Source organism: Zunongwangia sp. HGR-M22 (assembly GCF_027594425.1).
Taxonomy (GTDB): Bacteria; Bacteroidota; Bacteroidia; order Flavobacteriales; family Flavobacteriaceae; genus Zunongwangia.
Genome location: NZ_CP115159.1, coordinates 2,268,770 through 2,292,099, shown reverse-complemented (window position 1 = coordinate 2,292,099; position 23,330 = coordinate 2,268,770). Strand labels below are relative to the sequence as shown.

21 protein-coding genes and 2 pseudogenes are annotated in these 23,330 nt (G+C 36.2%); 3 read left to right on the top strand and 20 right to left on the bottom strand.

Annotated elements, in window-relative coordinates; translation table 11 throughout:
- Nucleotides 1-24: 24 nt before the first annotated feature.
- From PBT91_RS09990 to PBT91_RS09920, 16 genes are all read right to left on the bottom strand, one after another.
- Nucleotides 25-690 (bottom strand): potassium channel family protein, encoded by a 666-nt coding sequence (locus PBT91_RS09990; protein ID WP_270058330.1) that lies wholly within the window; start codon nucleotides 688-690, stop codon nucleotides 25-27.
- Nucleotides 691-699: 9 nt separating this feature from the next.
- A complete protein-coding gene (locus tag PBT91_RS09985; RefSeq protein ID WP_270058329.1) occupies nucleotides 700-2,259 on the bottom strand; it encodes a TrkH family potassium uptake protein in 1,560 nt (519 codons plus the stop codon).
- A gap of 12 nt (nucleotides 2,260-2,271) precedes the next feature.
- Nucleotides 2,272-2,547, bottom strand: a complete 276-nt coding sequence (locus tag PBT91_RS09980) for a hypothetical protein (protein WP_270058328.1) — start codon at nucleotides 2,545-2,547, stop codon at nucleotides 2,272-2,274.
- 354 nt (nucleotides 2,548-2,901) lie between these two features.
- Nucleotides 2,902-3,579 (bottom strand): response regulator, encoded by a 678-nt coding sequence (locus tag PBT91_RS09975; protein WP_270058327.1) that lies wholly within the window; start codon nucleotides 3,577-3,579, stop codon nucleotides 2,902-2,904.
- Nucleotides 3,572-4,654, bottom strand: a complete 1,083-nt coding sequence (locus PBT91_RS09970; protein ID WP_270058326.1) for an ATP-binding protein — start codon at nucleotides 4,652-4,654, stop codon at nucleotides 3,572-3,574. The genes PBT91_RS09975 and PBT91_RS09970 overlap by 8 nt, the downstream gene beginning before the upstream one ends.
- Nucleotides 4,655-4,770: 116 nt before the next feature.
- Entirely contained in the window at nucleotides 4,771-5,760 is a 990-nt protein-coding gene (locus PBT91_RS09965; protein ID WP_270058325.1) for an FAD:protein FMN transferase, read from the bottom strand.
- A gap of 2 nt (nucleotides 5,761-5,762) precedes the next feature.
- On the bottom strand, nucleotides 5,763-7,535 hold the full coding sequence (locus tag PBT91_RS09960; RefSeq protein ID WP_270058324.1) for a sensor histidine kinase: 1,773 nt from the start codon (nucleotides 7,533-7,535) through the stop codon (nucleotides 5,763-5,765).
- Between the two features lie 24 nt (nucleotides 7,536-7,559).
- Nucleotides 7,560-8,666 carry a sensor protein KdpD gene (locus PBT91_RS09955; RefSeq protein WP_270058323.1) on the bottom strand — a complete coding sequence of 369 codons (1,107 nt, stop codon included), beginning with the start codon at nucleotides 8,664-8,666 and terminating at the stop codon, nucleotides 7,560-7,562.
- A 221-nt stretch (nucleotides 8,667-8,887) separates the two neighbouring features.
- The gene (locus tag PBT91_RS09950) at nucleotides 8,888-9,016 is read right to left on the bottom strand and encodes a hypothetical protein (protein ID WP_270058322.1); all 129 of its coding nucleotides are present in this window, start codon (nucleotides 9,014-9,016) and stop codon (nucleotides 8,888-8,890) included.
- Between the two features lie 10 nt (nucleotides 9,017-9,026).
- Entirely contained in the window at nucleotides 9,027-9,380 is a 354-nt protein-coding gene (locus PBT91_RS09945; RefSeq protein ID WP_270058321.1) for a nuclear transport factor 2 family protein, read from the bottom strand.
- A gap of 156 nt (nucleotides 9,381-9,536) precedes the next feature.
- Nucleotides 9,537-10,649 (bottom strand): outer membrane beta-barrel protein, encoded by a 1,113-nt coding sequence (locus PBT91_RS09940; protein ID WP_270058320.1) that lies wholly within the window; start codon nucleotides 10,647-10,649, stop codon nucleotides 9,537-9,539.
- Nucleotides 10,650-11,255, bottom strand: coding sequence for a potassium-transporting ATPase subunit KdpC (gene kdpC / locus PBT91_RS09935; RefSeq protein WP_270058319.1), 606 nt, complete (start codon nucleotides 11,253-11,255; stop codon nucleotides 10,650-10,652). It abuts the gene before it with no gap.
- 203 nt (nucleotides 11,256-11,458) lie between these two features.
- Nucleotides 11,459-13,531: a potassium-transporting ATPase subunit KdpB gene (kdpB, locus tag PBT91_RS09930; protein ID WP_270058318.1), complete on the bottom strand. Its 2,073-nt coding sequence runs from the start codon at nucleotides 13,529-13,531 to the stop codon at nucleotides 11,459-11,461.
- Between the two features lie 10 nt (nucleotides 13,532-13,541).
- Entirely contained in the window at nucleotides 13,542-15,236 is a 1,695-nt protein-coding gene (kdpA, locus tag PBT91_RS09925; RefSeq protein ID WP_270058317.1) for a potassium-transporting ATPase subunit KdpA, read from the bottom strand.
- A 3-nt stretch (nucleotides 15,237-15,239) separates the two neighbouring features.
- Nucleotides 15,240-15,317 (bottom strand): K(+)-transporting ATPase subunit F, encoded by a 78-nt coding sequence (gene kdpF / locus PBT91_RS17650; protein WP_443089647.1) that lies wholly within the window; start codon nucleotides 15,315-15,317, stop codon nucleotides 15,240-15,242.
- A gap of 290 nt (nucleotides 15,318-15,607) precedes the next feature.
- Nucleotides 15,608-16,954 (bottom strand): sigma-54-dependent transcriptional regulator, encoded by a 1,347-nt coding sequence (locus PBT91_RS09920; RefSeq protein ID WP_333474173.1) that lies wholly within the window; start codon nucleotides 16,952-16,954, stop codon nucleotides 15,608-15,610.
- A gap of 106 nt (nucleotides 16,955-17,060) precedes the next feature.
- Between PBT91_RS09920 and PBT91_RS09915 the strand changes: the two genes are divergently transcribed.
- Complete coding sequence (locus PBT91_RS09915; RefSeq protein ID WP_270058316.1) at nucleotides 17,061-17,552, top strand: DUF3124 domain-containing protein; 492 nt, start codon at nucleotides 17,061-17,063, stop codon at nucleotides 17,550-17,552.
- Nucleotides 17,553-17,688: 136 nt separating this feature from the next.
- Here PBT91_RS09915 and PBT91_RS09910 read toward each other — a convergent pair whose 3' ends face one another.
- The 3 genes and pseudogenes from PBT91_RS09910 to PBT91_RS09900 all read right to left on the bottom strand — a co-directional run.
- Complete coding sequence (locus PBT91_RS09910) at nucleotides 17,689-19,701, bottom strand: sensor histidine kinase (protein WP_270058315.1); 2,013 nt, start codon at nucleotides 19,699-19,701, stop codon at nucleotides 17,689-17,691.
- Nucleotides 19,702-20,390: 689 nt separating this feature from the next.
- Nucleotides 20,391-20,720 (bottom strand): hypothetical protein, encoded by a 330-nt coding sequence (locus PBT91_RS09905; RefSeq protein ID WP_443089622.1) that lies wholly within the window; start codon nucleotides 20,718-20,720, stop codon nucleotides 20,391-20,393.
- A 12-nt stretch (nucleotides 20,721-20,732) separates the two neighbouring features.
- A pseudogene (locus tag PBT91_RS09900) lies at nucleotides 20,733-20,935 on the bottom strand (DDE-type integrase/transposase/recombinase); the annotation flags it as partial.
- Nucleotides 20,936-21,243: 308 nt separating this feature from the next.
- On the opposite strand from PBT91_RS09900, the gene PBT91_RS09895 reads away from it, so the two are divergent.
- Nucleotides 21,244-22,242 (top strand): IS110 family transposase, encoded by a 999-nt coding sequence (locus PBT91_RS09895; protein ID WP_270058314.1) that lies wholly within the window; start codon nucleotides 21,244-21,246, stop codon nucleotides 22,240-22,242.
- Nucleotides 22,243-22,287: 45 nt separating this feature from the next.
- Here PBT91_RS09895 and PBT91_RS09890 read toward each other — a convergent pair.
- A pseudogene (locus PBT91_RS09890) lies at nucleotides 22,288-22,624 on the bottom strand (IS3-like element ISLbl1 family transposase); the annotation flags it as partial.
- 421 nt (nucleotides 22,625-23,045) lie between these two features.
- Here PBT91_RS09890 and PBT91_RS09885 point away from each other — a divergent pair.
- A complete protein-coding gene (locus PBT91_RS09885) occupies nucleotides 23,046-23,261 on the top strand; it encodes a hypothetical protein (protein ID WP_270058313.1) in 216 nt (71 codons plus the stop codon).
- Nucleotides 23,262-23,330: the final 69 nt, after the last annotated feature.

Below are 23,330 nucleotides of genomic sequence, written 5' to 3'. Positions count from 1 at the left end.
AATATTATTTATTTTAAAAATATATTATTCAGCTTCAAATACATTCGATAATTCTGTGATCTTTTCTTTTTTTGATAGGATCACCAAAATATCATTCACAAAAATACGCGTGTCCCCTTCAGGAATAATGACCTGATTGTTTCTTTTAACCAATACCACTAAGGAATCCTGTGGAAAAATTTTATCTTTTGTTAGTTGTTTGATATACTTATTGGATACTTTAGAGTTTTTTTCTACAATCATTTCTAACAACTCAAAGCCATCCCCAAGATCTAAAAATTCCTTTACATTAGGGCCTTGCATCGCCCTATAGAGGTATTTTCCGTTTAACCGATAAGGGCTTTCCACAGTATCAATCCCTAATTGTTCAAAAATAGGCAACAATTCATCGTTATTAACGGAACTTATGAGACGTTTAATCCCCATTTTTTTGGCTAAAAGAATCACTAACGAGTTTACAGCATCATCATTCGTAGTAACGATGATGGCATCGGCTACGTCCGCTTTTGCTTCTTTTAAAGTTTCTGGATTGGTGGCATCGGCATTAATAACCACACAATCATAGTTGGTAGCCACCCAATTAGCGATATTTTTATCTTTTTCAATAACGTGAACATTGTGACGGTCTTTTAACGCATCTTCAATAACGTGTTTTCCTGTTCTTCCTGAACCTACGATAATTATATTCATTTTTTTAGTTTAGATATTTCTAATTTTTGTGCCATACATTAATACTCTTACCAATACCAGAATGGGAATAATCTCGATCCGTCCGGCCCACATCTGTATGATATAAACCGTTTCTAGAATCGGGGACATTGAAGGATCTGAAATCCCTGTTGATAGCCCTACGGTTCCCTGCGCTGAAGCCGATTCAAAAATAGCATCGACCAGGCTATAATCTTCTCCCATAAAATAGACGGTAATACAGGTAGAGAAGAATACAAAAAGGATATAAATAAGGGTGAAAATACCGGCCTTGGCCAGTTGGGCATTCATCTCTTCAGGAAGTAAATACCGATTATTAAATTTCACTTTTTTTACGGTGTTTTTCGAAGCAAATATTTTATTAATATGCCATCGTAATCCTTTTTGAAGTAAGAGGGCACGTATAATTTTAACGCCACCAACCGTACCACCGGCACAACCTCCAATAATCATTGCTCCTGAAACTATAAAAAGTACCGGTAGATCACTCCACTGTCCGATATTTGAAGTTTGCCAGCCGGTAGTGGATAGACCACTGATAAATTGAAAAGCCCCTTCTCTAATGGGGTCGGAAACTCCGTCCGAAGTCATTAATAGCAGGGATAAAAATATCCCTCCTAGAATAGAGGCTATAATAAATGCCCGTGATTGAATATCGCACCATAATTCTTTAAAATTTTGCAGTACCGTAAATCGGTATAGAAAAGGGATAGAAAGTCCGCCAATAAGCATAGGGAGCAGAAAGAGAATTTCCATTTTCTCAGATTTATAGCCCGCAATGCTATCATCAAGGGTACTAAAACCACCAGTTGATTGCCCTGCCATTGCGTGGTTAATCGCATCAAAAATATTTTCAGCAATAGGATAATCCGGTAGTATAAAATAGGTGCCTATAAATAAGTAAGCAACCATTGTTAAGGTAAGGAAAAGATAGATTTTCCATATGGACCGTGCTGTTTGTATAACGTTGGTTTTTAATTTGGTGCCACTCGCCTCAGAGCCATACAGTAGGATGGCAGATTGCCCGGGAATATGTTTAAAAATGGCCAGCGCCATTACAATAAACCCGGCGCCCCCAACCCATTGAGAAAAGCATCGATAGAACATTAATGATTTTCCAATGGAAGGTTCGTGATAGGACATTGTAAGCCCTGTAGTGGTGAACGCACTTGTACTTTCAAACAAGCAATGTAATGGGTTCCTGAAATTTAATAAACTCGATTGATAGTCCATTCCTTTAGGAACAAATGATTGCATTACTTCCAAAGGAGTAATTTGAGCAATGATGAAATAAGGAATACTCCCCATTATAATAATCATTAGCCAACCCAGCGCCGCAATAAGCAGCGATTGCTGATATTGAGGATCTTCAGTATTTTTAAGGTTTCTAAAGATGAGATAAGCTATTCCTGATACTATCATTGATGAGATAAGGAACCCTATTAGCGCATACCATTCGTTATAAATAATAGCCACGATACCGGGTACCAATATTACTCCACCCAATATAAGCTGTAGGCTGACCACTTGTTTAAGTATTGTTTTATACACGATGAATAAGGATTAAGTAGATAATTTGTTTAGAAGGCTTTCGATTTTTAAGAGGTCTTTTTTCAATTTTCCTTGATCCAACAGATGCTGACTTGGTACGCTATTACAGATTTCTAGAATGCTTCTCACATTGGTTTTTCCTTCTTCTAAATAACGAGCGTATTCTTTATCTGTTTGGGAAGAAATCAAATTGTCTATTTTCTTTTGAATAAGGGAATCACATTCCAAAAGCTTGCGAAATTCAGCTACTTTTTCGGTGGCTAATTGATGTCTTAATCCATTTATCAAAAAGCAGAGGTCAATTAAGATCTTTGAATTTTTTTGGTCAAAAAATAATTTTTCCCGGTCACTCATTTTTTCCATCTTTAAGGATATAATTGTTTAAGTATGGGTACAACAATTAAACTTTACGACAAAGATGAGTTGGAAAATCGGTACTAGAAATCAAAATTATAGCTGAAAGTATAAAGATTTTATAAAGATTTCTGAATATTGGGAAGTGTGATTTTAATTCTTAGTCATATTTTTTGTAATATGATAATCAGTAGGTTGCAATCTTGGACTACTATTTTAAAACTTTAAAGTGCTCTTATTTTTTGAGTGTAGCTTGAAAACAGTGATAGTATTTCTTTATATATGGAGTTATTGAAACCTATATCCGATACCACTTTCAGTAATAATATGACTGGGATTATTGGGATTTTTCTCAATTTTTTTGCGAAGTGTACCTATAAAAACTCTTAAGTATTGGGTTTCATATTGAAAATTTTCTCCCCAAACTTCTTTTAATAAATATTGATGGGTGAGTACTTTGCCTTCGTTTTTAACGAGTATGGAAAGCAAGGAGTATTCTGTGGAAGTCAGTTTAATTATGCTATCATTTATTTTTACCGTTCTGGCGATCAAATCTATGGTGAGCCATCCTGTAGTAATAATAGAATTATTATCGACCTGCTGATTTTTTCGGATAGCAGCGCGAATGCGAGCTAGTAATTCCCCCGTACGAAATGGTTTCGTAAGATAGTCGGTAGCCCCATTATCCAATGCAGCAATAATATCCGCTTCATTATCTTGTACCGAAAGAATAATAATGGGATTATTATTCCATTCCCGTAAGTTGTTTAATACTTGATGACCACTGATGTCTGGGAGGCCTATATCCAGAAGAATTAAGTCTGGGCGATGATTGGCTGCCAAGGCTATCCCGTCTTTTCCTGTACTTGCCTGAATGACCTTATAATCATTACTTTCCAAATTAATCTGTAGTAATTTCCGAATTTGGGGTTCGTCGTCAATAATTAAAATATTTATATTATTCATTTTCGTTAATATCTAAAGTTGAAGTTCGTGCGGGGATTTCCAGATGAAAATGGGCTCCACCGGTTTTCTTGTTTTCCAGCATTATTTTTCCATTTAGGGCTTCTGTAAAACCTTTAACAATGGAAAGCCCCAATCCGGTACCTCCTGTAGCTGTTCCATTTAGCTTATAAAATTTATCGAATACAAAATCTATTTCTTCTTTAGGAAACCCCAAACCATTATCGGAAATATCGATGATTAATCTCTCATCTTTATACCCACAATTAATGAGAATATTTGAATTTTTTGGTGTATGGCGAATGGCATTATGTATCAAATTATAAAGAATCATTTCTAAAAACCCGCCATCTAAATAAATTAGAGCTACTTTTTCACTGGGTTCAAAAATAACTTTGGTATTTTCTATGGAATGTTCACTTTCCTTTATAGCTTTAAAAACGAGTTCATTCACGTCTACCCAATCAAAAGTTGGTTTTAGCATCCCTGCATCAAGCCGGCTCATATTCAGTAGGTTCTCCACCTGCCGGTTTAATCGGCTTCCAGCTGTAGCGATTTCGTTATAAAGTTCCTTAATATTTTCTTTAGAGAGTTTATCCTCGTTATCTACAATAGTATCCACAGAACCAATTATGGTGGCAATGGGTGTTCGAAGTTCGTGCGATAAAGAATTAAGCAGTGTATTGTATAGGGCTATGGTTTTTTCTTTTTCCTCTTCGTCCCGTTTTTTATTTTCAAATTGCCTTATTTTTATCGTGAGTACCGCATTAATCATTGCGACGAGTAAATACATTAAAAACATCAGGACGTCCTCTGCCGACTCAATTTTAAAGGTAAATGTAGGAGGGATAAAGAAAAAATTCAAAATTAATGCACTTAACAATGCGCAGACCAATACAGGAAGGATATCAAATAGAACCGCAGAAAGGGATACGGCGAGTAACAATAGCAATGCCACAGCCCGGTAACCCATAAGATCGTGAAAAAAGTAGGAACTAACGGAAGCGATTAAAATAATTGAGATGCTTATGGCGTACTGTTTTGTTTTACTGATATCCCTGCTGAAAATTGATTTCATCTTATTAAAAAAATTTCTATAGCCGTTTGAGTTTTATTAGTTTTAGTATTAAATAATCACCTAAATAAGCTTTTGGGTGTTCGGCTTAAAATTAGCTAATTGAATGTAATAAATAACTAAAAATTATTTGAGACCCAGGTTTCCAATTCTTTGTTGTCATTTTCAAAAATTAAGAACCCTTCAATATCCTTTTCTCTTTTTATAAATTGTTTTGATTTGGTAAGCCCCATAACCATACAGGCAGTAGATAGCGCATCGGCTTTTTCGGCATCTGGGCACTTTATACTTACCGATAAAAGATTGTGGGTGACAGGATAACCTGTCTTCGGATCTATGATATGTGTTTTTTTTCGACCCTTCTCATCAATATAAAATTTTCGATAGCTTCCCGATGTACTCAATGAGTTATTATTGAGTATTATAATTTCTGTAAGCTGGTCAGGGGACTTTCCTAAATCGTAGAAGGGGTTAGAAATGCCTATTCGCCAAACTTTATTATCTTCATTTTTTCCTTTACATTTAACCTCTCCGCCTAATTCTACTTTGTAATTTTCAATGCCTTTGTGATCCAAAAAGGAAGCAATTTTATTAAGGGTGTAACCTTCGCCCATCGAAGTAAGACTTAATTGCACTCCGGGCTTATTAGCCTTTATGAACTTTTTGTTAAAAGAAATATTTTTTGTGAAAGAAACCAGAGGCAATAAGGAGTCAATGATGGAATGATTTACTTCTGTTCTTTTTTGTAATCCAAATCCCCAAACTTCTATAAGTGGAAGCAAAGTGGGTTCAAAAGCACCATTAGTAATTTGATGGTAGTGGGCAGCAGATTGAAGTTGTTCCAATAAAACAGGAGAGGGGTTGTTTAAGAATCCCTGAGTGTTAAAGCGGCTAATTTCAGAACTTGCCTGATAGTTACTTACGGCATTGTTAATTTGGTTAAAAATGGAATCGAAGGCATTATTATAATCTTCTTGAGATTCATAAACTACAGAATAATAGGTGCCATAAACCGATCCGCTGTTTTCTATAAAATGTGATCGGTGGGTGCAATTGCTCAGCATTGCGCCAGCAAAAACCATATAAATAATAAAAATAAAATGCTTCATTTTTAAGTTGTATTTAATTTTACCCAAAAGGTAGCTCCTTTATTTTCTTCGGAACGTACGCCAATGGAGCCTCCCATCGCTTCAATAAATTCTTTTGAAATCGCCAAGCCAAGCCCTGTACCACCTTTTTCATTTTTGTTAATACGAACATATTTTTCAAAAATCCGCTTTTGATCCCTAATATTTATCCCGGGGCCATTATCAGTAACCTCTATCCCTATCGATTTGTTTTTAAAAAGGGCCACTACTTTTATCGTACCATCGTTCGGGGTGTACCTGATGGCGTTGGTCAGGAAATTATTCAGGGTCCAAAGCATTTTATGGCTGTCAACATTTATAGGAGGCAGATTATCGCTTATCTGGGTTTCAATGGTTATATTCTTATGATTCAAAAACGGTTTAATGGTTTCAATAGCTTCTGCCACTAAAAAGGATACTTCTACATTTTCCAAATCAAAATCGATAGTTCCCGATTCTATTTTAGAGAGTTCCAGAACTTCATTGACCATTCTCCTGATCCTTGAAGCCTGGTCGTTGATTTTGGTTACGTATTCCTGTTGTTCTTCATTTAAATTCCCTACTTTTTTGCTAAATAACAAATCGGTACTCATTTCGATGGCAGCTACCGGGGTTTTCAATTCGTGGCTAAGGGTAGCCATAAATTGTGTTTTCATCACATCCTTTTGAATAAAATCAGTAACATCATTTAATATAATCAAACGATCGTGCGTTAAATAATTTTTATTGGGAATTACAGTATCGGTAGTAATCATCCGTTTGGAAAAGAGCCGTTCGTTGCCTTCCAAAATAATTCTAATAAGTTGACGCTCATTTTCAGGGGAGTTGTTTTCTGTTAATAATTTCAATAAATCATTATTCGCACATAGTTGCATTAAATTTTTACCTTGAATAGATTCTTTTTTTTGCTCAATAATGCGCAACATTCGATCGTTGGCAAATAAAACCTTATTGGATTCGGAAATACCTAAAATAGGAATATCAAATTGCTCGACCACGGCATTTAACCGGTTACGCTCTGTCATTAATTTGTTCATATTACTTTCCTCAAAGGTTTCTAGGCGATGAGCCATCTTATTAAACACCACAGCCATTTCTTGAAATTCATCTTTGCGGTTTTCATCTACAGAAACCTTATAATTACGATTTGAGATAGCCTGCATTTGCCGCGTAATTTCTTGGATAGGTTTTACCAGATAGTTAGGAATTTGGAAAATATAAAAAATGGTCACCAATATGGCGGTAAGCGCAAATAACGATGAGAATAAAATAGCATCATCAGCCGCTTTTGCCGCCTTTTGGTTGCGCATTTCCACTGCTTTTTCATTCAGCTTGAAAATAGTATTCAAACTATTTTTAGCCTCAAAAATGGATTGGCGAATAGCAGTATTATTGGCGGGAGGTGCTGTAGCGTACGATGGATTTGAATGTTGCTTAATATCCTGATAATACAAATTTAATTTATCGGTAAGGGTGGCTTCTCCGGTTTCGGTAATATTAGCAGATTGTTGATCTAAAACTGTTTTAAAATGGTTTATTTCCTGATTGAAGGAAGCGGAACTATTAATTTTCATTAATACCTGATCGAGTATTTGTTGCATTTCCTGAACATACACAAGACTACGGTAATTATCGTTCACGATTTCGCGACTATTTTCTGCCAGCCGATTTACAAAATACCCGCTTAGCCCAATACTGGTAATTATCACCATAAAGAGCACAGACAAAAGCAGTATTAATTTCTTTTTTAAGGTCATTCTATTAGCATCTTAAGTTCCAAATTAGGCAACAATTACTACATCTATTTCTTGATTTTCTAATTTATTGAGCAAATTTTTAAAATAATTTTTTCCCATTAAGCTCTTTATTATGGTACTGTGGGGTTTCCCAATAATAACTGTAGTAATATCTTCTTCTAAGATCACCTCATAGATCGCTTGCGCTACATCGTCGCTTTCGCGTTTTAAAGTTCTGGCACCTTGTTCTGCGGCCCATTTTAGGTTCATTAATAATTTTCGTTGGCTGGCCAAATTTACTTTATTTGTACTTTCCCTGGAGGTCTGCACATATAAAACCAACCATTGTGCCTGGTAATGTGTACTCATCCTAGCTGCCTTTCGCAAAATTTTTTTTGCACCGGTATCATTTGTACTAATACACGCTAAAAATTTTTCAAACGGAAGGCGGGTAGAGGTGTTTATAATTTTATGCTCTACTTTTTCGGCTACTTTTCGAAGCGCTAAATCCCTTAGATGCAGGATTTTTTCAGGTTGAAAAAAATTTCTTAATGCATATTCAGCGCGTTCTGGGGCATAGATTTTTCCATCCTTTAATCGCTGGATTAAATCTTGTGCCGGTAGGTCGATATTTACCACTTCATCGGCGTATTCAAGAAAATAGTCGGGTATCGTTTCTGTAATTTCTATTCCGGTAATGCGATGTACCTGATCCCTTAAACTTTCCAGATGTTGCACATTAAAAGCCGTAATCACATTAATTCCGGCATCAATGATTTCCAGCACGTCTTGCCAGCGTTTTTCGTTATGGCTCCCTGGAATGTTGGTGTGCGCCAGTTCATCTACCAAAACCACAGTAGGATGGAGCTCAAGAATGGCCTCCAGGTTAAGTTCGCTCAATTTTTTTGACTTATAAAAAACTTCCTTTTTTTTGATCTCGGGAATTCCCGCGACCAAGGCCAATGTTTCTTTACGATTGTGGGGTACAATCTCGCCAATACGTACATCTACCCCTTTTTTTACCAACTCGTGGGCTTCCTGTAGCATTCGGTAGGTTTTCCCCACGCCCGCAATCATTCCAATATAGACTTTTAGTCGCCCTTGTCGACGGCGGCTTATCTGGTCGTAAAAATTATTCTGGGAATCATTCATAACATTTTATCAACAGCGAGAGTTCCTTTATTTTTTTGTTTTCCAATTTACAATAAGCACAGTAATCCACAACGCTTTCAATTTGTTGGTTTTTATCCAAAACTTTGGTGTAGATCAAGATTCGGGTATTTTTACTGACGATAAATTTACGTTCATTCGTTAATTCGTCCTTTTGGGATTTATGATTTTTATAAAAATAAGTTATGGTCTTGTGAACCCCACTAATTTTCCTGTCTTTGGGAAAGGGGAATAATTAACTTACAATCTTCGGTAAATAAATTGTTCATTTCCTGAGGATTTCCTTTTAATATCGCATCAAGTAACAAATTCCCAATTTTATCTAAAGTCATTTTTCAGGATTTATATGATTGCATAAACTTCTTTTATTTTTCCGTTGAACACTTCGCAGAACACACTATATTCAAATGTATTTTTGCGATGATTACGGTAACAATGTCCTTCAAAATTTATGAGTACGTGGCTTTTATCGCTCACTACAGATTTACGTTGTTTGATTTTTTCTTTTGTGGGGCAATTAAAGTTTTCCTGAAAATATGAGAGTACTTCTTTTTTTCCTTCCAGATCCATACTATAATTTAGTTTAAAAGGCAAGTGAACTTTGCAGTCTTCACTAAATAACGAGTTTAATGCTTTAGTGTCTCCGTCGATCAGGGCATCAATTAATTTATTGGCGGTTTGTTCTATATTTTCCATAATTCCATTTTTAGGAATGCTACCCAAAAAAGATCGTTTTCTTGTTTATCCATATATTTGGAAATATTGGATATGGTATTCAAACTAGTAGTCGATTTATGATCACATTAAAATTCATTTGAGTTTTCGATGCTGAATTGGGCAGCTTCATTATTTTTAAAATTTGAATATTTTATCGATTTCCAATCCCATAGTTAGGAGCACTTCAATTCGGTGATTACTAGGTTGACCATCATTTATAAAAATTTCCAGATCATCTGCGGCGTGGGTATAACGTGCTTCTGCCCTTAGATAGGCATTTGGGATGGGACGGTACTCGGTACCCAAGGTATACCCTGTGAGTTCCACCCCTTTTATGCTACCATTTGCGTTTATGGTGGTACCGCTGATGAATCCGTTTTCATCTTTAAAGAGTTCCGCGCGGCCGGTTATACTCCATTTAGGCATAAATTGATATCGTGCAGTGACTAAACCCGCATACATATTTGCTGTTTCACTGGAATTTTTCAACTCGCTATTGGTCTGGATACCATAGTCAAAACCTATCGTCAAAAACACTTTATTGTTCCAGTTTTGGTTCAGATAAATATTTTGGTAAAACCGGTTCTGATCCGGGGAAATCCCGTCTTCACTTTCCCTTCCGTAGATGTTGGTGTAGGTAATCGATGTATTTTTAGAAAAATTATGGCTAATCAGAGCCCCAACCGATTTGGTATCGTTGTTATCTACAAAATTGTTGTAACCGTTTAAGGCCCATAATTCAAAATACCAATTTTCTACATTATCATAGCTTAATTTTGCCCCTGCCTGGTAAAAAGGCTCATTATAGGTTTTAAAGGCGGTACTGCTGAGCATATTGTTTTTAGGCAAAAAGCTTTCGGTACCGATATGGGTTCTAAAAAAGCCAGCATCCAGCCACAGACCATTGGTTAATAATACCCCCACATTAGCTTCTTGGAGCATATTGAAATCGCCACTCCAGGTGGCCTGTGGAATATCCCCGTAATGCAGGGTCACGTTTCCACGGACTTTCTCGTGCTGGTAATGCAGACCAAACTGGGCAACATTGATCCCAAAACTATTATCGCGTGCGCCCACTGTGATAAAGGGTTGAAATTCTTGCTGATCCAAGTCGTTATCATAACCGGCAAAATAGCTGTCTACATAACCTGTTAGTCTTAGAGAATGTTTATTTTCCTCTTCAGTTTCCTGGGCGTTTGCAGCAGCAATACCTAATGCAGCTACGGCCAATGTCATTAATTTTTTCATTTATTTTGAATTTTTTATTCGATTTGTAAATGCTACCTCAGCATTTATTTGATCTAAAGCGATATTTAATTTTAAAACATTTACAATGTCTTTAGGGCCGAAAAGTCCGAGAAACGCATCTTCATTATATTTATTGATCAGGTTGACCAAATCTTCTTTCACGATTCCACGAATTTCAGCGATGCGGTTTACCTGTATCAGGGCGGCTTGTTTGCTGATGTGTGGATCAAGCCCTGAACCGGATGCGGTTATGAGTTCTACCGGGATATCCGCTTTGGACAACCCCGGATTGTGTACCAGTAATTTTTGACTGCGTTCTTCGATTTGTTTTAATAACTCTGGATTTTGGTTACCGTAATTGCTCCCTCCGGTAGAGGAAGCGTCATAATCAACCGCCGAGGGACGGCTCCAAAAGTATTTGTCGCTGTAAAATGACTGTCCTACATTTTCATAACCAATAAGAGTTTCATTTTTATAAATCGGTTTTCCTTCGGCAGCGTTGGGAGCAATTATTCCTCCCAACCCCGTCATTGCCAATGGATATAATGCGCCAAAAATGACTATAGTAATAAGCGCCAGTATGATACTTGATTTAAAATTTTTCATATTTTTTGTTTTAAAATATTTTGGTTTTCACCGGGGAAAAAAGGTAAGTTCTTAATTGAAATGGTTAATTAGGAATGCTATTTTTCATACCAGAAACCACACTATTATTAATTTGGAGATAATCCCAAAAATTATCTGGAGCCATTTTGCGATATGACCAATAATTGATTAAGGATTCACTTCAATTCCCCAGAGATAACCTACTACATAAATAAATTGACGATAAGATCAATAATCTTAATTCCCAAAAAAGGAACAATTATTCCGCCCAGCCCGTACATCAACAAGTTTCGGGTTAATAAAGTAGAAGCACCGACAGGACGATATTTTACACCGCGTAAAGCTAACGGAATCAGGAACGGGATAATGATAGCATTAAAAATAACCGCACTTAAAATCGCGCTTTGCGGTGACCCAAGTTTCATAATGTTTAATGCTTCCATTCCCGGGATAGCGATTACAAATAATGCAGGAACAATTGCAAAGTATTTGGCAACATCATTAGCGATGGAAAAAGTGGTCACATTTCCACGGGTAATCAATAATTGTTTCCCGATTTCCACCACTTCAATCAGCTTGGTAGGGTCGTTATCCAGGTCAACCATATTGGCTGCTTCTTTGGCCGCTTGTGTCCCGCTATTCATCGCTACACCTACATCGGCCTGAGCCAATCCGGGTGCATCATTTGTTCCATCTCCCATCATCGCTACCAGTTTTCCCTGTGCCTGTTCGTTTTTAATGTATTGCATTTTATCTTCCGGTTTGGCTTCAGCAATGAAATCGTCCACACCGGCCTGTTTAGCAATAAATTTTGCGGTAAGCGGATTATCCCCGGTAACCATTACTGTTTTTACGCCCATTTTTCGCAAGCGTGAAAAACGCTCGCTAATGCCTGGTTTAATGATATCTTCTAATTGAATCACTCCCAAAATTTTATGATCTACCGCTAAGGCCAATGGTGTTCCTCCGTTATTGGCAATTTTATTTACTTTTTCCTCTAGAAAGTTTTTATCACTATCGGAAGATTTTTTCCCCCACTTTTTAATGGCATCCCAAGCTCCTTTTCTTATTTCACTTCCATTAGAAAGATTGACTCCGCTCATTCTGCTTTCTGCAGAAAAGCCAATAAATTCAGCTCCTTTCAGCATAGGGTGTTCTTTTCCGGTTTTTACGTTGGCTCCCATTTTCTTTTGCGCCAGTACCACAATACTTTTTCCTTCCGGCGTATTGTCAGAGAGGGAACTGATCAAACAAAGTTGCATAAATTCCCTTTCTTCCTCTTTGTTTAGCGGAATTAATTCGGTCGCCTCACGGTTTCCGATTGTTATGGTTCCGGTTTTATCTAATAGTAAAGTATCTATATCCCCGGCTGTTTCTACCGCTTTACCAGATTTTGCGATGATGTTGGCACGTAGGGCTCGATCCATCCCCGCAATCCCAATGGCCGATAACAACCCGCCTATGGTGGTGGGAATTAAACATACAAAGAGTGAAATCAATGCCGCGATACTAATCGGTGTGTTCGCATAATCGGCAAAAGGTTGTAGCGTAACGGTGACGATTAAAAAGATTAAAGTAAAGCTTGACAGTAAAATGGTCAGAGCGATTTCATTGGGTGTTTTTTGTCGATTAGCCCCTTCTACCAAACTAATCATTTTATCAAGAAAACTACTTCCGGGATCGGCCGTAACTTTTACAATAATTCTATCTGATAGGACTTTGGTACCGCCGATAACACTATCACGATCGGTGCCGGCTTCACGAATAACCGGCGCACTTTCCCCGGTAATGGCTGCTTCATCTATAGATGCCAAACCTTCTACAATCTCACCATCTGCGGGGATAATATCGCCCGGTTCACAAAGGTACAAATCCCCTTTTTTTAATTCTGAAGAAGAAACCTCGGTGTATTTTGCATCGCGTGTTGCATTTTTTACCTCTTGCAACTTCTTGGCTTTGGTGTCTTTTCTTGTTTTACGCAAGCTATCGGCCTGTGCTTTCCCACGTGCTTCGGCGATGGCCTCGGCAAAATTGGCAAAGATGACGGTCAGCAATAAAATAAAGGTGATAATTAGGTTATATCCAGTTGTACCCAGCGAATCGTTTTGCATAAAGGCAGAAAGAATGGTTACGCCCAGCATAATAACGGTACCGATTTCTACCGAAAACATCACCGGGTTTTTGATCATTGCTTTCGGGTTGAGTTTGGTAAACGACTCTTTTAAAGCATCGCCGACCAAAGCCCCCGAAAATAATTTTTGATTATTTGTACTCATTGTTTTTAAATTATAAGGTGAAATATTCGGCTAAAGGCCCAAGGGCAAGGGCGGGAAAGAAGGCCAGCGCGGCGATGATTAAAATAACTGAAATCAATACCGCTCCAAAAGCCGGACTTTCGGCTTTAAGGGAGCCTGCGGTAATGGGAACCGGTTTTTTAACCGCTAAGGCGCCTACGATGGCCAATGGTCCGAGAATGGGTAAAAATCTTCCCAAAAGCATAATAATCCCCGTTAAAATATTCCAGAGGGAAGTATTATCTCCCAAGCCTTCGAAGCCGGAGCCGTTGTTTGCCGCTGCCGAAGTATTTTCGTATAACATTTCTGAAAATCCGTGAAACGAGGGATTATTGAGCCAGGCCAAATCGGAATTCTGTACGATTAGATAACTAGTTAACCCTGTTCCCGCTAAAATCAATAACGGATGAAGAATGGCTACAATCGCTGCAATTTTAATCTCTTTAGCTTCAATTTTCTTTCCGAGGAAATCGGGCGTACGGCCAATCATTTGCCCAGCTATAAACACTGCAATAATCACAAACACAAAGAAATTGATAAAGCCAACGCCTACACCTCCATATACGGCGTTGATAAACATATCGAGCAAGAAAATTCCACCGGATATCGCGGTATGACTATCGTGCATTGAATTGACAGAACCATTGGACGTTGCCGTGGTCGAAACGCCCCATAGGGAGGAGGCAGCCGGTCCAAAACGAACTTCTTTACCTTCTAAATTAGCTTGCGCATTGGCAATGCCCATTTGATGAATAGCGGGATTGCCGTGCATTTCCTGATAAACCGAAATAGCCACAAAACTGACAAACAATAAACTCATTACGCCAAAAAACAGTCCAGCGATTTTTTTGCGTTTAAGGTAAAAACCAAAGGCGAAAACCAGGGCCATCGGGATTAATAAAATGGCTATATTTTCTAGAATATTGGTAGAATAGTTGGGATTTTCAAACGGATGTGTGGAGTTTGGACCAAAGAAACCACCGCCGTTAGTTCCTAACTGTTTAATGGAAACCATCGGAGCTGCGGGACCACCGGCTACCAGTTGCGTATCCCCCTCTAAGGTGGTCACTTGCTGTAAGCCTTCAAAATTGCTTACGGTGCCGTTAAAGCTTAAGGCCAACGACAGTACAATTGCTAGTGGAAGCAATATACGGGTACAGGTTTTTAAAAACAGGTTATAAAAATTCCCCAGGTTACTGGATTGTTTGTTCAACAGTCCTTTAAATAATAGGGCACAGGCAGCAATACCGGTAGCGGCACTTACAAATTGCAACCAACAAAACACGATAAGTTGTGTGAAGTAGCTAGCCCCGCTTTCACCGCTATAATGTTGCAGGTTGGTGTTGGTCGTAAAACTCACTGCCGTATTAAAGGCAAGGGTAGGATCCCAATTTCCAAACCCGTTTGGGTTCCAAAAAGGATGAGATCCTTGTATCATTAATAAAATGATTGCGACTACAAAAAACAGCATATTGATCCCTAAAAGGGCTTTTAAATTCTGTTTCCAATCCATTTCCTTATCTGGGTTTACTCCTGCCATTTTAAAAATGAATCTTTCGAAAGGGCTTAAAAAATCAGTCCAGACTTTTTCGCCCTTAAAGACTTTTACCATATATTTTCCTAATGGCCACGCAAGCAGCGCGCTTAATAAAAAAATAAGGATAATTCCCATTAGTTCCGTATTCATTGCTTAAAATTTTTCGGGTTTGGCAATGGCGTACACCAAATAGGCAAATACCACCACGGCAATTATTAATAAAAAGATCATAAGGCTTAAAGTTTGTCGAACCATCTAATGGATCGGTAGAGCAAACCAAAAACTGCCAAGCCCAATAGCAGCATCCCAAGGGATAATAAAATTGACATCATCGTATATTTTAAATTTCTAATGGGCTTATGCCAAACGAAATGCCAATACAATATTTATAGGGTAAATACTTTTTTAAAGTATTGATTTGGAGTTTATTAAAATTTAATTTAATGTAAATGGAAATTGCAGGGAAATTATAAACCCTTCGGATTCCGAAGGGTTTATTTCCAAAATGGAAGGGGTAGGGTTTAACTTAACTGAAATTCTTTAATTTTTGCGTAGAGAGTAGTGAGCCCAATTTCCAGGATTTTTGCGGTTTGTGTTTTGTTACCACCGGTATGTTCCAAAATTTTTTGAATATGATTTTTCTCAACTTCTTTTAAAGTAACAGGTTTTTTTTCGTTTAATGGGAGTTGATCTTGAAAATTAAAGGGAAGGGTATCAGCAGTTAGGAGTTCTGAATCTTCCAAAATAACGGAACGTTCAATGAGGTTTTTGAGCTCTCGGATATTGCCACTCCAGTAATGTTTTTCCAATGCTTTCTCATAGGCAGCTGTTATTCCATTGATGTTTTTATTTAATCTTATTTTTGTGGACAGTAAAAAATGATTTGCTAAGGGCAGGATATCTTCTTGGCGTTCATTTAGAGAAGGAAGACGAATTTCAAACATCGAGAGTCTAAAATATAGATCTTCCCTAAAAGTTCCATTTTTAACGGCTTCCTGGAGGTTTCTATTTGTGGCTGAAAGTATCCGCACATCTACTTTTTGCTGCTTGGTATCGCCAAGCTTTATAAAAGTTCCATTTTCCAATACACGCAATATTTTTGCCTGTAAGCCCAGTTCCAGTTCACCAATTTCATCTAGAAAAATAGTGCCTTTATGTGCAGCTTCAAACAAACCCTGTTTATCCTTTATGGCACCGGTAAAGGCTCCCAGCTTATGGCCAAAAAGTTCACTTTCTAATATTTCTTTGCTTAGCGCTGCGCAATTTATAGTGACTAAATTTTCTGTAGCTCTTTTACTTTCATTGTGAATAGCGTTGGCAAAAATTTCTTTCCCGGTTCCGGTCGGTCCGGATAATAATACCGTAGCATCTGTGGGGGCAACTTTTTGAGCAATGGCGATAGCATTTTGAATAGCTTTTGAACGGCCTATAATGGTATTAAAATTCTCTTTTCCCTGAATTTTTTTTCGAAGGGATAGTACTTCAAATTGCAATTTTGATTTTTCCGCAGCTTTAGCTACTAATGGGATGATTTTAGTACGGTAATTATCTTTTTCCAAATAATCATAAGCACCATTTTTAATGGCCTGTACCCCATCGGTTATTTTTCCATATGCTGTAAGGCAGATTACTTCAGTGATGGGGGAAATTTTTTTAATTTTTTCAATTAAATCGATACCGTTCATACCCGGCATCTGTATATCGGTAATAACCACATTGATTTGAATTGAAGGTATTTTTTTGAGCGCATTGGCAGCATCATCTGCTGTAAAAACCTCATAGCCCTCAAGTTCAAGTATCCTTGCTAATAATTTACGTAGCTCTGGTTCGTCATCAACGATTAAAATATTTCCGCTTATTTTAGACACTAAAATTTATAATTTTTAAAATCCATTGTTATGCTGGTAAAAGTAATTGTAAATTTAATAATCTAATTTTTCAAATATGTATAGAATTAAAAGCTTTTTCAAAACAATGATGATATTGTGTATTCTCGGTTCGTGTGTAGATAGAAATCCAAATCAATTGACCAATGATACCATTAGTAGAAGAAATGTAGGTTCGAATGAGATAAGTAACGAAAACGAAAAGGCTTTACATAAAATCTATGTACCTATATATTCAGATATTTATCAAAAATCAAGAAACGAAAGAACCCAATTAACAGCAACTTTAAGTATTAGGAATACAAGTGAGAAAGATTCTTTATATATAAAAAGAGTTGACTATTTTAATACAAATGGTGATTTAGTAAAAAGTTATCTGGAGGAAAGTATTTATTTAACTCCATTAGAAACAATCGATTACATTATTGAAGAAAATGACACATCTGGGGGAGCTGGTGCCAATTTCATTTTGGAATGGTATGGGAATAAAAATTTAAGCCCAATATTTCAGGCAGTAATGATTGGTGGTATCGGGAATAAATCTTTCGCTTTCACAACTGAGGGACTGGAAGTTAAATAGGATAGAATGATGTTAAAATGTAAATCCACAAATTAATACGTCTTCGGCTTATAACTTATTTTTGCTTAAATGTAGCTTTGTCTTATTCTATAATTACATAGTCATTTAAAAACGCTTCTTTTTAGGTTTATACTGATTATTTTTTATTAGGGATTTTAATTGTAAAAGTGGTACCTATATTGACTTTACTGCTTACTTCGATAGTTCCCTTCATTGTTTCTATCTGGTTTTTGGTAATAAACAGTCCGATGCCACGGGCATCTTTATGGTTGTGAAAAGTTTGATACATTTTAAACAGTTTTTTGCCATAGGTGTCCATATCTATTCCCAGACCATTATCTTCAAAAATTACCGTGGTAAAATTTCCTTCCGATTGCGCAGAAATCTTGAGATAGCTGTCCCGGTCTACAGCATTGTATTTAATACTATTGGTGATAAAATTAAGGAAAATACTCTCTAGGTATGAGCGTACCCCTATCATATAGGTTTCTGGTTCAATATCTATAAAGATCGCTACCTTGTTTTCTTTGGCCAAGGGAAATACACTTTCCACATTCTTTTTAATCAATGGATAAATATCAATTGGTTTAAAATCTTTAGCATTAGATAGATTTACTTCCACAATTTCATTTAAATCTGCAATGGTGGTCTCAAGATTGGACGATGCCTGAATTAAATACTTAAATGTTTCCGTTTCATTTAACGTAGTATTTTCTTCTTGTATAAAATGAATTAGCGTATTAATAGCACTAGAATGGGAACGTAAATTATGGGAAACAATATGGGCAAAGTTTTCTAACCGCTCGTTTTGATCGTTTTTTATATGTAATAAATTTTGAATCTTTTCTAAGTGCTGTGCCTTTTCAAGTTCATCTTTTTTGTGTTCAGAGATATCTTCAATAAAACTCCATATCTTTTTTTGCCCGTCGATATCTTCTACCAAAATACCTCTTAGCACAACTGGGTATTTTTCCCCATTCTTTTTGATGTATTCTTTTTCATAAGGGCCATATGAACCTTTTTCGTTCATCGATTCTATCTGTTGTGCTTCTTGCGGTTCATACGCTTTAGGGGTGAGCTCCCAATAATTCAGTTGTAGGAATTCTTCTCTGGTGTAACCGGTAGGATCTACCAGTTTTTGATTTACTTCTAAAAATGCCCCTGTCTCAAAATCATTAAGGGCAATACCTATAGGGGAGAGCTCATATAATGATTGCAAAAGTTTTTGTCTATAAAGAATTTCGGACTCTTTGGTTTTCTGTTCTGTAATGTCTCTAAATGTGCCATAGACGTGGGTGGGTTCTTCCTTAGCTAAACCAAAATTAAATTGGGCTTTAATACTTATCCAGATATAATTTTCATTTCTATGTAATAGACGGAAATGATAATTAAAACGATCTTCAGCATTAGAATGTTTTTTAATTTTCTCCTTTAAGCCAGGAAGGTCTTCCGGATGAACCAACTCTTCCCATTTTTTTAAGGATAGGTTTTGCTTACTGGAATAGCCGGTAATCGTCCACCAAGCCTCATTAAATTCAAGGGAATAATCATTTAAATTATATTCAAAAGTCCCGGTATTCGTACTTTTAGTAATATATTGAAATCTTTTGTTCAACTTAGAAAGTTCTTTATTTGTTTGGGTAAGAACTTCCGATTGTTTTCTAAGTTCCAGTATATTCATTACCTGTTTAGAGAGTAAAACCAATTTATTTTTCTGATCTTCACTTAAGTCTTTCGGCTCTCCGTCTATAGCACAGACAGTTCCTAAAGCATAACCATTCTTATCAATTAATGGATACCCAGAATAAAATATCACCGGATTTTCCCCTGTGACAAATGGGTTATCTTTAAATCGTTCATCTTTTCTGGCATCGGGTACGATAGTAGGACTATCTAATTTATTAATAGTATGGGCACAAAAGGTAAACTCCCTGGGGAATTCCCGAACCTCCAGTTCCATTCCAAAGGTAGATTGAATATACTGCTTTTCTTTATCAATGAGGGATATGAGGGCGCTATCAGTGTTACAAATCTCGGCTACCATTGCACCTAAAAAATTTAAATCTTCATCTTCTATAGTATATTTGGTATACTTGGAAGATTCTTCAGATCGCTCGTCATCGTTGGAAGGAACAGGTGGAGTTTTCATAGTTTTTATCGTAAAATAATATTTTTTTCCCAAAATAAGAAGTAAGAAATCTTTCAATTGATTGTTATTCGTAATTGTTAGGTTAAAATTCTACTTTAGATTTATATATAGTCAGAAAATTTTAGCAGCTATTATAATCCATTCCACTTATTGAGATAGGATATTCGATTTATTTGAATTTGATATACTGATTTTAGTAAATAAGAATTTTTATCGTGTTTTGAAGTAGAGCCGAAATGAAATTATTGTTTTTTTGATTAGTTTTGAGGTAAAGCTAAACGTACTGGATTTTTTCAATTTTTGGTAGAAACTTTTATGTATAAAAACTAGCTAAATAATCATTATGAGTGAGAAAAAGTTATCGGAATTCACTAATGAGGAATTACTAAAAGAAGCAAAAAGCAATAAACCAAGCCCTAATTAATGCTACTTTTATAGGTATCCTTATAGGAATAATCATTTATTCTGTCGTACAGAACACTTGGGGATTAGTAACACTTGTTCCACTATTTTTAATTTATCAACTTTTGAAGAAATCAAAGAAGAATGATGAATTAGAAAAATTAATGAAAGAACGAAATTTGAATTTGTGATCAATTTTGAACAATAGATAATCACCACAACATTTCCTTACAGCAATAAAATGTTTACTATTCGTTTCTATTTCAATGGGGCCTTAAAAAATTACTTCACCTGATAATCTTCTCCAGGTCTCTATAAATTTGCTGCTGATGGAACAGTAAATCTTCTTGGGTGATGTTCGCCTTAGAAATAGGAATTTCCCTTTGAATATGTTGAAGTTTAAACCGTACCTTTTTATCCTTCCCATCAGCAAAGGCCACAAATTCCCCTTGTTTCAATCGAAAAAACGCATCAGCCCTTCGTTTGGATACTTCTTTTTCGCCTTTGGTAATCCGGCTTTCGTAACTAAAACCACTACTTTTACTGACGCTTTTGGTCGGGGTTTTGATGATCTCAAAAAAGCGTTCATAATATTTAGCCGTATCGGGATCATTCACCTTTCCACCTTAGTCTGAATGGAATATCCAAGGTTGGTGGAGTGTGGCATTTTTAATAGCCATCTGCCAAGCTTTTATAGCAGTACTCGGTATTTAGGATATCACTTAAAGCCCATCTATAATTTTTCTATTAAATAGATCAATGCCCCATGTTAGGTAACTCAAACCTGATTCGTCTGAACATTGGCAATATCGCTTACCCATACTTGCTCTGCCCATACTGAAGCGTTGATTCAAATAGTTTGGTACCTTTAGATTTGAACCTATAAACAATATACAATTATTCAATAATTATGTTGTTGAAAAGAGGGGGTCTGGGGGAGACTCATAACTAATTAAATTGTTCATATTTTTATTAAAAAAGAACGGGGTGAACTTGGTTTGGTTCTAGAGCTACATCTCTATTCACAGTATTAGTCCCCGCTCTTTTATAACCGGTTACAAAGGACCAAATAGAATACTAATTAGTAATAAGTTACTAAAGGTTTTAGTCAAAGTAACCATTAATTTAATAATTAAAAGTATGGAAATTTTAGAAACTGTAGGTATCGATATTAGTAAAAAAGTGATCGATACACACCTTCACAAAAGAGATCTTTACCAGCAATTTGAAAACAATAAGATAGGGTTCAAACAAATGCTTAAGTGGTTGGAAAAGAATAATGATATTCCTACAGAAAACTTGCTGTTTGCAATGGAGCATACAGGAATCTACGGTTATAGATTATCTCTATTTTTGTTTGAAGAAAACTTTAATTATGTGATTTTACCTGGATTGGAAATTAAACAATCCATGGGAATGACCAGAGGAAAAAATGACAAAGCAGATGCTAAAAGAATAGCTCTCTACGCTTATGAAAAACGTGATCGATTAAAACCTCATGTCCAAAGTTCTGAGAATACCGTTAAATTAAAGCGATTATTCTCACTACGGGAGCGCATGGTAAAACAAAGAGCCGGCTATAAAATGAGCTTAAAGGAGCAATCAGAAATACTTTCAAGAACTGAAAATAAATTACTATTAAAAGTTCAAAAAGACCTTATCAAATATTTGACAAAAGAAATAGATATCATTGAAAAGGAAATAGAAACCATTGTTGCTGAAGATGAGAACCTTAAAAACCAGTACGAGCTAATAATTTCAATAAAAGGAGTAGGAAAACAAACTGCGCTCTATATGATTGTAGTTACAGAGGGCTTTAAAAAATTTGACAGTTGGAGGAAATTCGCCTCTTATTGCGGAATAGCTCCTTTCCCCAATACTTCTGGTTCAAGTATTAGGGGAAGGACCAAAGTAAGCCATTTAGCCAATAAAAAACTAAAAAGTTTATTGGACTTATGCGCTAAGTCTTCTATCCAATACAATGAAGAAATGAAATTGTATTATCACAAAAGAATCGATTTGGGAAAAAATAAAATGTCAACAATAAACATTATCAGAAACAAAATATTAGCTAGGATCTTTGCTGTTATTAATAGGAAATCTCCTTATGTAGATTTAATAAAATATGCAGCAAATTAACATTGAAAATGTGAAATATAATTTGGTTTAGTCATAGAATACTGTGGGATAGTTCTGGTTACTATTAGTGGTTGCCTTAAACTTTTGCTTCCTGTTTACGTATAAATGATTTGCCTTCATTATATGGGCTAGATATGGTATAGCCTATAGCTTTCAATTCATCTTTTCTCGGAGATCCATAGCTCTGGAGACTATCTTGAAATATATCTTTAATTAAGGAAACTTTAGATTTTCTTTCCAGGGGGAGGGGGCCAGATTTTAGCCAGTGATAATATCAATTTGTACTTATTGCTAACATAGTGCACATCTTCTCAATAGCAAATTTTATACGGTTCTCTTTTATAAATCTGTATTTTTCTTGTCGTTCATGGAAAGTCTGCCAGCCGGCAGTCTGGGATGCCAAATCTTTTTTATGGTATCACGTTCTAATTCATGCTACACTGCCTTTAGCATAACTTCCTTCTACTGCTTTTTACTTAAACTCTAAAGTGTAATGGTGGCTTTACATTTTATAATTGCTAAGTTAGCAACTTGCAATAATATTCATTCAACTTTATGTCCATTCTAATGTAGTAATTCCACTCTAATTTTTTTAATTAGGAAAAATTCCATTAATTTGGATAAAATACTATTTAATGAAATTTTATATAGAATTGGAGGACATACCGCAAAATGGTCGAATTGAGGACGATCATTATGGCGTGAAGTATGATTATTTTTTTATGGGGAGGGAAGTGATCCCCGGGCAGATTCAAAATTTACAATAGCAACCCAAGTCGCAATTCTCAGATCTTTTACTATGTATGGAAATTTTAGATCATCAGGATCGAAAATATACCAGAAAAGAGAAGTGCAGGTTATTGAGAAGTATGGTAACATCGCATATTGAGGAGCGACTAAAAAATTTTATGCGTCATCTTGATATATCTCCGGTTTTTATTCGTGGATTGCTGCGTGATTTCGAAGTAAATCCTAAGAAATGCAAAGCCTGGGATGAATTTGAATTTGATCGGCATTAATGTCAAGGAATATCAATATCAGAATGCTCCAATTCCTGACAAATTTTAGGTCTATGGTTACATTAAAAT

Bases quoted from the DNA above. Each gene is read 5' to 3' on its own strand.
- PBT91_RS09990 (WP_270058330.1), bottom strand. From the start codon at position 690: ATGAATATAATTATCGTAGGTTCAGGAAGAACAGGAAAACACGTTATT.
- PBT91_RS09975 (WP_270058327.1), bottom strand. From the start codon at position 3,579: ATGAATAATATAAATATTTTAATTATTGACGACGAACCCCAAATTCGG.
- PBT91_RS09970 (WP_270058326.1), bottom strand. From the start codon at position 4,654: ATGAAATCAATTTTCAGCAGGGATATCAGTAAAACAAAACAGTACGCC.
- PBT91_RS09965 (WP_270058325.1), bottom strand. From the start codon at position 5,760: ATGAAGCATTTTATTTTTATTATTTATATGGTTTTTGCTGGCGCAATG.
- PBT91_RS09960 (WP_270058324.1), bottom strand. From the start codon at position 7,535: ATGACCTTAAAAAAGAAATTAATACTGCTTTTGTCTGTGCTCTTTATG.
- PBT91_RS09955 (WP_270058323.1), bottom strand. From the start codon at position 8,666: ATGAATGATTCCCAGAATAATTTTTACGACCAGATAAGCCGCCGTCGA.
- PBT91_RS09950 (WP_270058322.1), bottom strand. From the start codon at position 9,016: ATGACTTTAGATAAAATTGGGAATTTGTTACTTGATGCGATATTAAAA.
- PBT91_RS09945 (WP_270058321.1), bottom strand. From the start codon at position 9,380: ATGGAAAATATAGAACAAACCGCCAATAAATTAATTGATGCCCTGATC.
- PBT91_RS09940 (WP_270058320.1), bottom strand. From the start codon at position 10,649: ATGAAAAAATTAATGACATTGGCCGTAGCTGCATTAGGTATTGCTGCT.
- kdpC (WP_270058319.1), bottom strand. From the start codon at position 11,255: ATGAAAAATTTTAAATCAAGTATCATACTGGCGCTTATTACTATAGTC.
- kdpB (WP_270058318.1), bottom strand. From the start codon at position 13,531: ATGAGTACAAATAATCAAAAATTATTTTCGGGGGCTTTGGTCGGCGAT.
- kdpA (WP_270058317.1), bottom strand. From the start codon at position 15,236: ATGAATACGGAACTAATGGGAATTATCCTTATTTTTTTATTAAGCGCG.
- kdpF (WP_443089647.1), bottom strand. From the start codon at position 15,317: ATGATCTTTTTATTAATAATTGCCGTGGTGGTATTTGCCTATTTGGTG.
- PBT91_RS09915 (WP_270058316.1), top strand. From the start codon at position 17,061: ATGATGATATTGTGTATTCTCGGTTCGTGTGTAGATAGAAATCCAAAT.
- PBT91_RS09910 (WP_270058315.1), bottom strand. From the start codon at position 19,701: ATGAAAACTCCACCTGTTCCTTCCAACGATGACGAGCGATCTGAAGAA.
- PBT91_RS09895 (WP_270058314.1), top strand. From the start codon at position 21,244: ATGGAAATTTTAGAAACTGTAGGTATCGATATTAGTAAAAAAGTGATC.
- PBT91_RS09885 (WP_270058313.1), top strand. From the start codon at position 23,046: ATGGAAATTTTAGATCATCAGGATCGAAAATATACCAGAAAAGAGAAG.